Annotated in this window: 12 protein-coding genes and 1 riboswitch; all 12 genes read left to right on the top strand. The window is 39.9% G+C overall.

Translation table 11 applies throughout. From position 1 onward, the window contains the following. Nucleotides 1–229: 229 nt before the first annotated feature. The 12 genes from PZE06_RS24130 to PZE06_RS24075 all read left to right on the top strand — a co-directional run bounded on the left by PZE06_RS24130 (nucleotide 230) and on the right by PZE06_RS24075 (nucleotide 13,688). Nucleotides 230–1,180 carry an RNA polymerase sigma factor gene (locus tag PZE06_RS24130; protein ID WP_151026148.1) on the top strand — a complete coding sequence of 317 codons (951 nt, stop codon included), beginning with the start codon at nucleotides 230–232 and terminating at the stop codon, nucleotides 1,178–1,180. Nucleotides 1,181–1,195: 15 nt separating this feature from the next. Beyond that, nucleotides 1,196–2,041 carry a DinB family protein gene (locus tag PZE06_RS24125; RefSeq protein WP_151026147.1) on the top strand — a complete coding sequence of 282 codons (846 nt, stop codon included), beginning with the start codon at nucleotides 1,196–1,198 and terminating at the stop codon, nucleotides 2,039–2,041. A 516-nt stretch (nucleotides 2,042–2,557) separates the two neighbouring features. Next, a complete protein-coding gene (locus PZE06_RS24120; protein ID WP_151026146.1) occupies nucleotides 2,558–3,535 on the top strand; it encodes a bile acid:sodium symporter family protein in 978 nt (325 codons plus the stop codon). Nucleotides 3,536–3,629: 94 nt separating this feature from the next. Next, nucleotides 3,630–3,807, top strand: a riboswitch (cobalamin riboswitch). A gap of 518 nt (nucleotides 3,808–4,325) precedes the next feature. Beyond that, on the top strand, nucleotides 4,326–5,939 hold the full coding sequence (gene cobJ, locus PZE06_RS24115) for a precorrin-3B C(17)-methyltransferase (protein WP_151026145.1): 1,614 nt from the start codon (nucleotides 4,326–4,328) through the stop codon (nucleotides 5,937–5,939). 9 nt (nucleotides 5,940–5,948) lie between these two features. Then, nucleotides 5,949–6,725 (top strand): precorrin-6A reductase, encoded by a 777-nt coding sequence (gene cobK / locus PZE06_RS24110; RefSeq protein WP_151026144.1) that lies wholly within the window; start codon nucleotides 5,949–5,951, stop codon nucleotides 6,723–6,725. Next, entirely contained in the window at nucleotides 6,706–7,380 is a 675-nt protein-coding gene (locus tag PZE06_RS24105) for a precorrin-8X methylmutase (protein WP_151026143.1), read from the top strand. Before cobK ends, PZE06_RS24105 begins: the two co-directional genes overlap by 20 nt. Further along, nucleotides 7,355–8,488, top strand: coding sequence for a cobalt-precorrin-5B (C(1))-methyltransferase (locus PZE06_RS24100; protein WP_369011862.1), 1,134 nt, complete (start codon nucleotides 7,355–7,357; stop codon nucleotides 8,486–8,488). Before PZE06_RS24105 ends, PZE06_RS24100 begins: the two co-directional genes overlap by 26 nt. Beyond that, nucleotides 8,466–9,659: a precorrin-6y C5,15-methyltransferase (decarboxylating) subunit CbiE gene (cbiE, locus tag PZE06_RS24095; RefSeq protein ID WP_151026141.1), complete on the top strand. Its 1,194-nt coding sequence runs from the start codon at nucleotides 8,466–8,468 to the stop codon at nucleotides 9,657–9,659. The genes PZE06_RS24100 and cbiE overlap by 23 nt, the downstream gene beginning before the upstream one ends. Then, entirely contained in the window at nucleotides 9,659–10,363 is a 705-nt protein-coding gene (cobI, locus tag PZE06_RS24090) for a precorrin-2 C(20)-methyltransferase (RefSeq protein ID WP_151026149.1), read from the top strand. The genes cbiE and cobI overlap by 1 nt, the downstream gene beginning before the upstream one ends. Then, entirely contained in the window at nucleotides 10,363–11,145 is a 783-nt protein-coding gene (gene cobM, locus PZE06_RS24085) for a precorrin-4 C(11)-methyltransferase (RefSeq protein WP_151026140.1), read from the top strand. Before cobI ends, cobM begins: the two co-directional genes overlap by 1 nt. Then, complete coding sequence (locus tag PZE06_RS24080; RefSeq protein WP_151026139.1) at nucleotides 11,138–12,268, top strand: cobalt-precorrin 5A hydrolase; 1,131 nt, start codon at nucleotides 11,138–11,140, stop codon at nucleotides 12,266–12,268. Before cobM ends, PZE06_RS24080 begins: the two co-directional genes overlap by 8 nt. A 1-nt stretch (nucleotide 12,269) precedes the next feature. Further along, the gene (locus tag PZE06_RS24075) at nucleotides 12,270–13,688 is read left to right on the top strand and encodes a cobyrinic acid a,c-diamide synthase CobB (RefSeq protein WP_151026138.1); all 1,419 of its coding nucleotides are present in this window, start codon (nucleotides 12,270–12,272) and stop codon (nucleotides 13,686–13,688) included. Nucleotides 13,689–13,758 lie beyond the last annotated feature (70 nt).

The raw sequence follows: 13,758 nt of genomic DNA, 5'->3' as shown, positions 1-13,758 counted from the left end.
ATGTCTTGAAGAAAACGAATAAACAAACACAGCAATTACTTAAAAATCAACTATCACAATGGGTTACAGGTTTACCCGGTTATATTAGGGCTTACCTGCCTGATTTGGTCTGCGAAAGTTGAGTTATATAATAAAAAGTAAAAAAAGAATTAAATTTTTTATATTTCGTATCCTTTTTCACTTTTTTTACGTTTTACATAACAAATAGCTTAATTAAGGAGGAGCGACGATGACAATAAAAGAAAGTGAACAGTCGGAGTTGTTAAGTGGACAACTTCGGGATATAAAAAAGATTTTTGATGAAATGATAATCCCTTATAGACCGGAGTTATGGAGATATTGTTACCATATTACGGGCTCGCCATGGGATGCGGAGGATTTGGTTCAGGATACATTGTTAAAAGCTTTTTCATCATTATCACATTTATGGCAGCCGATAAATCCGAAAGGTTACTTATTTAAGATTGCCTCAACTACATGGATCGACCAATGTCGGAAAATGAAATTGAAACTGGAATCGATTGAAACAACTCATGAACTTCCATCTTATGAAGAGCAGGATGTCATAGAGATTGAAGATGCATTTGTCCATTTAATAATCACGTTAGCACCACGGCAAAGGATTGCTCTTTTATTAGCAGATGTCTTTAGGTTCAAATTGAAGGAGGTTGCAGAAATAGTAGGTGCCAATGAAGGGACGGTAAAAGCATTGCTACATCGTGCTAGAAAAAAATTAAGAGAAGTGAAAGAGAACGATAAAGATCACAGAAATGATGAGATTACTAGCGAGCAGAAAGAATTGATTTCGAAATTCATGGCAGCCTTTAATAGAAGGGATCCAGAAGGAATTGCGAAATTATTAGAACATAATGTAAGAAAAGATATCGTCCATATTGCACAGGAATTGGGCAAAGAGGTTGTCGTAAAAGATTCCCTAGCTGATTGGGCTAATGATCCAGTAGATATGAAGGCTGAAATCCATCATTTATGGGGACGTCCTACGATTGTTCAAGTCGCATCCATGAACGGTGAGCGCGCTCTTTATAATTTGAATCGTCTTGAATGGGAAAATGGAAAAATAGTTGAGATAAAAGACTATTATTTCTGTCCTGAGTTGCTTCATGCCGCTGCTGATCAGTTGATGATTAAGGTTTTTCCAAGAAAGTATACATTACAATAATTAGGTTGGGGGAAAATGATGAGTCATTTAGCAAACAGTAAAGTCGTTGTAGCATCAATCGCTTCAACTTTAGAGTTCTATAAAGATATATTGCATTTTCATGTACTATTTTTTGATGAGCGACAAAAGGCGGCGATGGTAGAGTTTGACTCGGGGCAGACTCTTTTGCTCGTTGAGGATTCAAACCATGATGTAACAAGGTGGCTGGCACCGTCCTATCATCTTGCTGAACCGGGGGAGAGACTTTATTTCAGAGGCAACAGCAGTCACATTGACACGGCCAAATTAAATCAGGGGAAGGTTACAAGAATTGAAAAGGAATGGGGAGACACAATCTTAGAAGTCATTGATCCAAACGGATATATACTTTCATTTTGGGAAGGAAAAGAACTTAGTTCTTTAGAACTATTGGAGCTTTATGAACTTGCTCCCATGCGACTAAAAAAAGCATTGGAGGGATTAACGGAAAAAGACTTGGATCTAGTAAGAGCTCCCGGAAAATGGAGTATTAGACAAACAGTTTTACATATGGTTGATTCAGACGCAACCTCACTGGCTATGGTTAAATTTGCATTAGCTGAACCTGGAAGAATATTTCATGCTAATGGCTATAATCCTGACACATGGGTGGATGGCCTAGATTATCAACATCGCTCCATTGAGGGAGAGGTAGCTCTTTTTGTGGCGATTCGAAAACATATTTCCGGGTTGCTTTATCATCTTCCAAATGCAATGGACAGAACGATACAAATTTCGAATGGCCCAGTTGTAACAGTAAGGGAACGAATTCGTCTATTGATGTCTCACGCGCTAGGTCATATTGAACAAATCCTCGAAACAAGAAGGGTTCATGGGAAATAACGATCGTAAATTTAATATAATGTGAAGTTAGTATTTTAAGGTTATAGAAGATGTGTAATGGAATATTGGGGCAAATATGAAAGTATGTAGTAGCCAGGTGAGAGGGACTTTTAAATGTATGGAACATAGTCAAGTCATTGATAAAGTGAGTAAGGAATGGTTTACTTGTCATTTTTCTTTGTGGTGATGATTTTTATTTATCTTTTTGCATTTTAGATGATTGGCCTAAGCATTCATACGCTGCAATTGACAATGTGGTGATGTATAAATGTTGTTAATGGTGTACCAGCAATAAGCTCTATCGGCTTTTATCCAACGGTAGACACGATATCAAGTCAGTGCTATTAGTGATTGTATGCTTGTTTGTTTCTATTACCAGTGATGATATCTCGCATATAGTAAAAGGGGTGCTTCAAGGGCTTAATATTGGAGCACCTCTGTTTAAATTTAACCATCCCTACTTGCTGAGTTTTAGTAACGATGGTTAAAATTGAGAGAGGACGGAGGACTCTCTTAATGAAAAATCTTACTCTTTTAAACAAAATATTAGAAAAGCTATTGCCTTTCTTAACACCGGCAAGTGTTGTGCTGGGTGTTATTTTTTCAACTGCCTTATGGTCATTTGAAGCAGCGGTACCTTGGATATTTGCAATGATGACTTTTTCAGGTGCGATAAATTCTAGTTTTAAATCCCTACAAAATGCGATTGCGCACCCTTTGCCTATTTTAACAGCTGTATTTATTTTGCACTTGCTTATGCCAACATGGGCAGGGTTTGTAGGTCATATGACATTCCCAACTGATCATCTTACAATTACAGGTTTTATTTTGGGTGCAGCCATTCCGACTGGAATAACAAGCTTTATTTGGATTGCGATGAATAAGGGAAATACGGGACTTGCCTTATCTATTATACTAATTGATACATTGTTATCCCCGTTTATTGTTCCTTATAGCGTGATGCTATTTGTTGGTGAAAGTGTTTCTATGGATATGTATGGAATAATGAAAGGTTTAGTTTTGATGATCGTTTTACCTTCGCTTGCGGGACTGCTGGTTAATCACTTTACAAAGGACACATCCAGACAACAGCTGAGTTCTATATTATCGCCATTAGCAAAGTTAGGAATTATTGTTGTCGTTATGATTAATAGTGCTAGCATTGCGCCATCGTTTCAAACGATCGATTTTAAGCTTGTGATGATAGGGTTCATCGTCTTTGGAATTGCATTTAGTGGTTATTTGTTTTCATTTGTACTGGCAAAAATATTACATTTTAGAGAAGAGGAAACCATTACGCTATTATATACAGGCGGGATGAGAAATATTAGTGCAGGTGCTGTTATCGCAGTATCTTTCTTCCCTTCTGCAGTTGCGGTTCCGGTAGTTATCGGTATGTTGTTTCAACAAGTGATCGCTTCTTTTTACGGATTTCTAATTTCGAAAAAGGGGCTATTTGTAAAGGATCATCGAAGGAAAGTTTTGAATCATTAAGTATGTGAGAATAGTATTATTCACACAATCTTTATAAAATTTTTGAAAAATGGATTTTAACAAATGGGATTGTATGATATATTTAAACCAATTTAATAGTTTAATTTAAATAAGTGCTCACTTTTGTGAGGTAAAAGGGAAACTAGTGAAAATCTAGTACAGCCCCCGCTACTGTAAGAGCTGATGAAATTACATGACCACTGAGAAATCGGGAAGGTGTAAGAGTAAGATGATGCTTAAGTCAGGAAACCTGCTTATTTAAACGACACTTTACTTTTCGGTGGGAGAAGTATAGGCGGAACAATAGTATTCTATTGTTTTTACGTTTAAGTATAATATGCAATCTATTGTATCTTAAAAAGCCTGTATTCCTTTGAAAAGGGGTGCAGGCTTTTTTTTGTAGAAGATCTAGGGCAAGCAGCCTGTTGTCCAATAGCCTAATAGCCGTTTTCCCCCGAAAAGTCAAGCAAGCCTTACTGTTGTTTTATGGAAAAAAACAGCTCCTTTGTTTTATGGCGATGAGGACGAAGGAATATGCTTTTCCTACATTCTCATCGGAGCAATTTCAACTTTTAATTGTTCCGAAGACGCGCTCCATGCGCATTTGTATTCTGTAATAAAAAGTTTTAAGAAATTGACTAGCTCCAGTTTCCTTGCAATAATTCTCAAGTTTTCCAAAAGGAAAGGTTGATTAGCGGTGCTTACTTCACAATTTTGCGTTCTCACAGCCCGTTTGAATGGCGTTGGACAAAGGTGCTTGTACTTTTCTTATTTTATTGGAGGTTAGCGAATGAAAGTTGGAAAAATTTATGTTGTAGGCTTTGGTCCAGGCTCAGAAGAACATATTACAGCAAGAGCTATATATGCTCTGCAGCACAGTGACTATATTATTGGGTATAAGACCTATGTGGATCTTATTGAGCATTTAGTAACGGCGAAATCAATTGTAAGTACAGGGATGACAGAAGAGGTTTCTCGAGCACAAGAAGCAGTCAAGCAAGCTGAATCTGGACATACAGTATCAGTGATCTCCAGTGGGGATTCTGGAGTGTATGGAATGGCAGGTTTAGTGTATGAAGTATTAATTGAAAAAGGCTGGTCAGAGGAAAACGGAATTGGGGTAGAAATTGTTCCAGGTATCTCGGCAATCAATTCGTGTGCAAGCTTATTAGGTGCCCCGGTTATGCACGATGCCTGTACGATTAGTTTGAGTGATCATTTGACGCCTTGGAAGGTAATTGAAAAGCGGATTGAAGCAGCGGGGATGGCTGATTTTGTCATTGCTTTATATAATCCTAAAAGCGGACGAAGAACCCGGCAAATAGTGGAGGCTCAAAGAATTTTATTGAAATATCGCTCCCCTGATACACCAGTAGGCTTAGTAAAAAGTGCATATCGTGACAATCAGCGCGTCGTTTTAACGAATTTAGCGGAAATGCTAGAGCATGATATTGGCATGCTAACGACAGTCATCATCGGCAATTCCTCCACTTTCTTTTATGACAACAAGATTATCACCCCGCGAGGGTATCAACGGAAATATACATTAGGTGAAGAAAAGCAAAGTTTAAAACCGCATCAACGTCTAAAGAAAGAAGCTGAACCATGGGCGTTAGAGCAAGAAAAGGAAGCAATAACTAGCACTGAGCTTGAAGCCAAAAAAAAAACGAGTTCGTTAAACATGGCTCTTATGGCCGTAGCGATGGTGACAAAAACGAAAATTGATCATCCATTAATTGTGCAGCAGCCTCTTGAACAAATATTTGAATTTGCCGTCTCTCCAGGGGTCGCTAATAAATTTATTACACCAGAGCAAATGCGTCTATTGGCAGAAATTATTAGCGAGCAAGGTTCGTTAGAATACACGCCAGATCATCGCTTTATCGTCAAGCTATCAACAGAGGAGCCGGAAGTGATTGTTGAGAAGCTTAAACAAAATGGATTAATGGTGATGCCGATAGGTGATGTATTAAACGTGAAGGCTTGTGACTTTTGCTATGGTGAAAAAGCGGAGTCTATTCCATACGCAGAGGAAATTGCAGTTCAGCTTGGAGGTTTGAAGCTTCCGAAGGAGTTACATATCGGCTTCAATGGCTGCGGAATGGCCTGTTATCGTGCTGTTTTTGATGATATTGGGATCGTCTATCGCAAAAAGAAGTTTGATTTATTTATTGGTTCAAAGCCAGTGGGGAGAACGGCTCATGCAGCTCAGCCAGTTGCGGAAGGGATAGAACCAGAAGACTTATTGCCATTGCTTACGAAAATTATTAATGAGTATAAAGAAAATGCCCATCCGAATGAACGCCTTTTTAAATATTTTAAACGAGTGAAGAAAATTCAAGATTTTATTTATCAGGATATGAGTTCGAAAATTGAAGTTGAGCCAGCACCATGTGGGGATTAGGAGGGTACGATGATTTTATTTTTAGCGGGGACAAGTGACGCAAGAGCATTAGCGGTTCATTTGCAAAATCAAGGATATTCTTTATTAGCAACCGTTGTGACGGAATCTGCCGCTGATAGTTTAAGAGAAAACAATATTCCATATCATGTGGGGCGTTTAAGCGAAGACGATATGAAGCAACTGATTTCCAAGCATGAAATAAGTGTTGTGGTGGACGCCAGTCACCCTTATGCGGAGGAAGCTTCGAAAACAGCAATGGCTGCAAGTGCTCGCTGCAATATCCCTTACATACGTTATGAGCGGCCACAAGAACAGTATCAATCTTCCTATGTTACAGAGGTTGACAGCTATGAAGAAGCAGCGAAACTAGCGCAAAATCATAAAGGTACCATTATGCTGACAACAGGTAGTAAAACGTTAGATATATTTACAAAGTATTTAATGAAGGATGGTATTCGACTTATTTGTAGGATGCTTCCGAATAGGGAGAATATGGATAAATGTGATAAATTAGGAATTAAACAAAAGGATATCGTCGCTATACAAGGACCATTTTCAGAATCATTAAACCGATCATTATACGAGCAGTTTAAAGTGACATTAATGATTACAAAAGAAAGCGGCAAAGTAGGCTCTGTTGATGAAAAGATGACCGCAGCAATAAAGATGGGAATCCCCGTCATTTTAATAAAACGGCCTTCCATCCAGTATGAAAACTATTGTACTTGTTTTGATGAAGTGACTCATTTATTAGGAGGTTTTATTAATGGCAAACATGAACTTTAATACGAGCTTTACCCCTGTTACGGTTGACCCAGACAAAATATATGATCACAGCTTTGCGATCATTAAGGAAGAGATGGGGGAACATTCTTTTACAGATGAGCAATGGCTAGTAGTGAGACGTGTCATTCATGCTTCAGCAGATTTTGAATTAGGAAGGAGTATGATTTTTACTCCAAATGCGATTGAAGCTGGAATTCAATCCATTCTTGCTGGTCGTCATGTGGTTGCTGATGTACAAATGATTGAAAGTGGATCAGGTCGTAAACGATTTCAAAAACACGGTGGTGACTTGCATTGCTATATTGCAGATGAGGATGTTGCAAAGGAAGCAAAGGCACTTGGAACGACGCGGGCGATTATTTCTATGCAAAAGGCAGTACGCTTACATGAAGGCGGTATTTATGCGATCGGCAATGCACCGACTGCATTGTTGGAGTTAATCCGCTTAGTGAAGGAAGGAATAGCCAAACCGGACTTAATTATTGGCATGCCTGTTGGATTTGTGTCAGCAGCAGAATCGAAAGCAGAGTTAGCCGTGCTTGAAGGAATTCCATTCATTACTAATAAAGGAAGAAAGGGTGGCAGTACAGTGACTGTGGCGGCACTTAATGCCATCTCGATTATGGCTGATGAGCGCGCAAACGAAACGAAATAAAAAAGATCCTTCACAAATGCGGCATGGCTACACGACTGGAGCTTGTGCTACAGCGATGACAAAGGCGGCGCTGCAAGCGCTAGTCACCGGAAAAGTACCGAATGAAGTCATGATTTATTTGCCGGTTGGCCAATACGCAACATTTAAAGTAACCGGTTTTGAAAAGACGGAAAACGAAGTAATGTGTGAAACCATTAAAGATGCTGGCGATGATCCAGATGCTACACATCAAGCCCGAATCCAAAGCACTGTCCGTTTTTCGAAGCGAAGGGGCATTCACTTAGATGGTGGAATTGGCGTTGGGCGGGTGACAAAAGCTGGACTGCCAGTACCAATTGGTGAAGCCGCGATCAATCCTGTACCGCGAAAAATGATCAATGCGGTTGTTGAAGAAGCGCTTGACGAATATCAGTTAGATTGTGGAATAGATGTCATTATTTCTGTTCCAGATGGTGAAGAGATTGCCAAAAAGACATTAAACGGGCGATTAGGAATAATTGGTGGTATTTCCATTTTAGGAACGCGCGGTATTGTCGTTCCGTTTTCCAGTTCAGCTTATATGGCAAGCATAGTACAAGCTATTAATGTTGCGAAAGAAGCAGGATGCGATCATTTAGTCATTACAACAGGTGGCCGAAGTGAGAAATATGCGATGAAGCAATATCCTCATTTACAGGAAGAAGCCTTTATTGAAATGGGCGATTTTGTTGGATTTACACTAAAACATATTGCTAAACAGAAAATCCCCAATGTCTCCCTAGTCGGAATGATCGGGAAATTCTCAAAAATTGCGCAAGGTATCATGATGGTTCATTCAAAAAGTGCACCAGTCAGCTTTGAGTTTTTAGCGGGAATGGCAAAACGAGTAGGCGTAGAAGAAGCCGTTCAAAAAGAAATTTTACAAGCAAACACTGCTTCTCAAGTTGCTGACCTGCTTAAAGGCAATGAAGCCTTTTTTGAAGCACTTTGCAAGAACTGCTGCTATCATGCATTGAATCACATTAATAGCAATATGAATGTTTCAACAACGTTGTATACACTTAGCGGAGAATGTATAGGAAAGGCTGAGAATATTGACAAATTGGATGAAAATGATTGGTATCGGTGATAATGGCGCTGATGGATTGCTTCCTCAATATTTGCAATGGATTGAGGAATGTGAACTCCTTGTCGGAGGAGAACGCCATTTGAGCTTTTTTCCAACCTTTACAAAAGAGAAGAAGGTTGTTAAGGGTGGATTAACGTCTTTAATGGCTGAATTGCTGGAGGAAAAGAGAAATGTCGTCATATTGGCTTCAGGTGATCCGTTGTTTTTTGGCTTAGGGGGTGTACTCGCTAAGAAGCTTCCTTTAGAAATATACCCCTATGCCAGTTCAATTCAATTGGCCTTTGCAAAAATGAAAGAAGGCTGGCAGGATGCATTTATCGTCAGTTTACACGGACGCTCTATAAAGGGTTTTGCCCAGAAAATCGATGGGCGTCACAAAATAGTAGTTTTAACGGATGAAACAAACTCACCTCAAGCGATAGCAAAGTATTTAAAACGCTTTGGTATGACAGAATATGTTGCTTTCGTAGCGGAGAATTTGCAAGGTGTGGATGAACGATGTCGCCATTTAACATTAGATGAAATGGAGCAAGCTACATTTTCGCCATTAAATGTTGTGATATTAAAACAAAGGGAACGAGTGGAGCGTTCATCGTTAGGAATTCCTGACCAAGCCTTCATACAACGAAAACCAGATAAAGGACTTATTACGAAAAAAGAAGTGCGAATTCTTAGTTTGCAAGAATTGGAGCTAAAAGAAAATAGCATTGTGTGGGATATCGGCACTTGCACCGGTTCCGTTGCCATTGAAGCAGCGAAAATAGCCCGCGAAGGTGAAGTTTATGCAATTGAAAAAAATGAAAGTGATTTACAGAACTGTTTGCAAAATCAATTGAAACATCGTGCTGACTTTGTTGCAGTGTTAGGAAAAGCACCAGAACGTCTTGATGAATTTCCTGATCCTAATGCCATTTTTATCGGCGGCAACGGTGGCAACATGGCAGAATTATTGGAAATTTGTATTTCACGTTTGCTTCCAAAAGGGCGCCTCGTCATGAATATTGCCACAATTGAAAACTTGGCAGAGGCGTTGCGCCATTTAAAAACATTAGGCTGTGAAGTAACGGTAACTCAGGTGCAAATTTCAAAAAGCAAACCAATATTAAATTTGACTCGCTTTGAACCATTAAATCCGATTTTTATTGTGAGTGCACAGAAAGGAAAAGAATGATGACGATTGGTACATTATACGGTTTAGGGGTAGGTCCCGGAGATCCAGAATTAATCACTGTCAAAGCATTTCGCAAATTACAGGAGAGTCCTGTTATTGCCTATCCGAAGAAATTAAAAGGCAGTAAATCGTATGCCCATCGGATTGTTGAAGTGTATATTAACACAGCGGAAAAGGAAATGCTCGGCTTAGTATTTCCAATGACAAAAGATGAAGATACATTAAGAATTGAGTGGGGAAGATCGGTTGATGCTATTTATCGCTATTTAGTTCAAGGAAAAGACGTTGCTTTTGTGACTGAAGGTGACCCGATGTTGTTTAGCACCTTTATTCATATTATGAATTTAATGAAATCAAAATACCCTGAAGTGTCAATAGAAACAGTGGCAGGAATCTCGTCCTTTAATGGTGCTGCGAATCGTTTAGGAGTTCCATTGGCAGATGGGGATGAATGCGTTGCAATGATTCCAGCGACAGAGAATATGGAGGAAATGCGAAAAGTGATTGAATCTCATCATTCAATTGTCTTTATTAAGGTTGCAAAAGTAATAGATGATATGTTGAATCTACTAGAAGAAATGAATCTATTAGAAAGGACCCATGTCGTAACAAAGGTGACCTCTGATGAAGAAGTGATCTGGAATGTCCATGACCTTAGAGGAGCAGAGTTAAATTACTTGTCGTGTATGGTGGTGCGCAAATAATGAAAAAAATTTGGATTATTGGAGCAGGACCAGGTGACCCGGACTTAATTACAGTCAAAGGGTTGAAGCTTTTAAAGGAAGCGGATGTTGTGATGTACACGGATTCGCTCGTTAGTGAAACATTAGTGGCAGAAGCAAAGGCATCGGCAGAAATTATCCGTACAGCTGGTATGCATCTTGAAGAAATGGTGGAAACCATTGTAGACCGAATTGATGCGGGAAAAATGGTAGTGCGCCTCCATACAGGTGATCCGGCAATGTACGGAGCAACGATGGAGCAGGTTGCCTTACTGAAACAACATGGAATTACATATGAGGTGATTCCAGGTGTCAGCTCTGTTTTTGCTTCCGCTGCTGCAGTAGGGGCGGAGCTAACGATTCCTGATTTAACACAAACCCTTATTTTAACAAGGGCAGAGGGGCGTACCCCTGTACCAGAACGTGAAAGACTGCAAGAATTAGCGAAGCATCATTGTACGATTGCGATGTTTTTAAGTGCTACTTTAACTAAAAAAATTATGAAAGAATTGCAGTTGGCTGGTTGGGATGACAATACACCAGTTGCTGTCGTTCAGCGGGCATCATGGCCAGATCAAAAAATTGTTCGTACCACACTGATTGAATTAGATGAGGCGATGCGCGTCAATGGAATTAGGAAACATGCAATGATTTTAGCTGGCTGGGCATTAGATCCGAATATTCATGAAAAGGAATACCGTTCGAGATTATATGATAAAACCTTTACTCACGGTTTTCGAAAAGGTGTGAAGACCAATGATTAGCTTGCACGAGGGTGTGATCCCGACTATTGCAAAACGAAAGCCGTATGCCCTTGTTGCCATTACAAAACATGGAGTGGAGAATGCGAGGCGCTATATGGAAATTTTTCCATATGCTGATCTTTATTATATGAAGAAATTTGCCTATGGGGATGAGGATGAGCGTCAAATTCAATTGTTTGATGGCACGGTGCGCCTATTGCTACCAGCGTTGTTTCAGCAATATAAAGGGATTATCTGCATTATATCGCTCGGAGCGGTTGTGCGCATGATTGCCCCATTATTAGAAGATAAAAAGAAAGATCCTGCTGTGCTCGTAGTTGATGATAAAGGTCAATACGTCATCAGTGTTTTATCTGGTCATATCGGTGGAGCTAATGCTTTAGCGGGAGAATTGGCCCGTGCAATTGGAGCGTTACCTGTTATCACAACAGCTTCAGATGTCCAAAAGACAATCCCTGTTGATTTATTTGGAGCACAATTTGGCTGGATGTGGGATAGTGACGAGAAGTTGACACCTGTGAGTGCAGCAGTTGTGAATGAAGAACATGTTGCGATCGTTCAAGAAACAGGAGAAAAAGAGTGGTGGATATACGATCATCCAATGCCAGCTCATCTAAAACTTTATCCTACCACAAGAGCAGCAATTGAAGCAAAGCCAGCAGCAACTCTTCTTATTACCGATCGTCTAATTGCTCCGCATGAAGAAGTATTGCTTGATAACGGTGTGGTCTATCGACCAAAATCACTTGTATTGGGAATCGGCTGTAATCGGGGAACGAAAGTGGAAGAACTTGAGCAGGTGGTTAGGGAAACATTAACCGAGCTAAACTTAAGTATTAAAAGTGTTAAGGCAGTCGCTTCCATCGATTTAAAGAAAGGTGAACAAGGGTTGCTTGCGTTAACAGCAAAGCATAATTGGTCATTTGTTACTTACAGTGCAATTGAACTGAATGAGATACCGATAAAAAACCGCTCTGAAACAGTTTATAAATACACTGGTGCATACGGAGTTAGTGAGCCAGCAGCGCTGCGTTATGCGCGTGCGAAATCATTAGTATTAGAGAAAAAGAAAAGCGGAAATGTAACCATCTCTATTGCACGCATTAATTTTGAGGAGGGCTAAAATGAATCGTTTTGTGTTGGCAGGTACCGGAAGCGGAGTTGGAAAAACAACATTTACGATTGGGATAATGCGAGCATTGATGAAGCGTGGTTTCAGTGTCCAAGGATTTAAATGTGGACCGGACTATATTGATCCTACTTATCATACCGCGGTTACAAAGCGCCCTTCTCGAAATATTGATAGTTTCATGATGTCGGCAGAAGTTGTTCGTGCGATTGTTGCTAGAGCTAGTCGACAAGCAAATATTGCAATGATTGAAGGAGTAATGGGTTTTTATGATGGGAAATCACCTTTATCCAATGAGGGCTCTGCTGCCCATATAAGTGAAATAACTGAAAGTCCAGTGATTTTAATCGTGAATGGGGCGAGCATGGCAAGGAGTGTCGCTGCTGTTGTGAAAGGTTTTCAGTTGCTTGATGAGAAATCAAATATTGTGGGCGTTCTTGTCAATCAGTTGGGAAGCAGAAGCCATTATGAAATTGTAAAAACGGCAATTGAAAAGGAATGTCAGGTCCCGGTTGTCGGTTATTTACAAAAAGGGGCGGTGGAACCATTACCAAGTCGCCATTTAGGATTAATTCCAGCAATTGAACGTGGCGATTTAGATTATTATTTTGATCGTCTTGCCGAAGCGATTGAGGAGACCGTCGATCTCGAGCTTTTATTAAAAATTACGAAGGCAGAACCAATTGAAGTTTGTTCCTCTATTTTTGATGTTCAAATAGAGAGGAAGCCAGTTCATATTGCGGTAGCAAAAGACTCAGCCTTTAATTTCTACTATGAGGAAAACTTTGAACTGCTCCGGGCATATGGGGCTAAATTACATTTCTTTTCCCCTCTACAAGATGAAGTGGTTCCCGACATTGCACAAGCACTGTATATTGGTGGGGGATTTCCGGAGGAATTTGCTGCTCGCTTAGCTGAAAATGAAGAAGCCAAACGGTCTATTCGCGTCGCTATCGAAAGTGGTCTCCCGACATTAGCAGAATGCGGTGGGTTTATGTACTTAACCGAGGAAATTATTAATCGCAATGGAGAATCTTATTCGATGGTTGGGATGATACCTGGGCGTGTGCGGATGCAAGAAAAGCTGGCCGCCCTTGGCTATCGAGAAATTACAGGACTTGCTGGAAACTTCTTAATTGGAGAAGGAGAGACGGCTAAGGGGCATGAATTCCACTATTCCCAATATGAAGGGGAGTACACAACACCTGCATATTTAAATAAAGGTCGTTTTCGTGCTCAACAAGAAGGTCACCTCTATAAGAATCTTGTTGCTGGATATACCCATTTTCATTTTGCTTCAAACCCAAAGTTAGTGGAAAATTGGTTAAATGCGTCGTATTCAAAATTTATTAATATCAATTACTCAACTTTCGCAGACCAAATCAGGCAGGTAAGCCCTAATATAACCGGGTAAACCTGTAACCCATTGTGATAGTTGATTTTTAAGTAATTGCTGTGTTTGTTTATTCGTTTTCTTCAAGACA

The sequence above is a fragment of the Robertmurraya sp. DFI.2.37 genome, from assembly GCF_029211245.1.
GTDB classification, from domain to species: Bacteria; Bacillota; Bacilli; order Bacillales; family Cytobacillaceae; genus Robertmurraya; species Robertmurraya methanolica_A.
The sequence above is the reverse complement of the archived record's forward strand: the minus strand, read 5'-3'. Positions and strand labels throughout refer to the sequence as shown.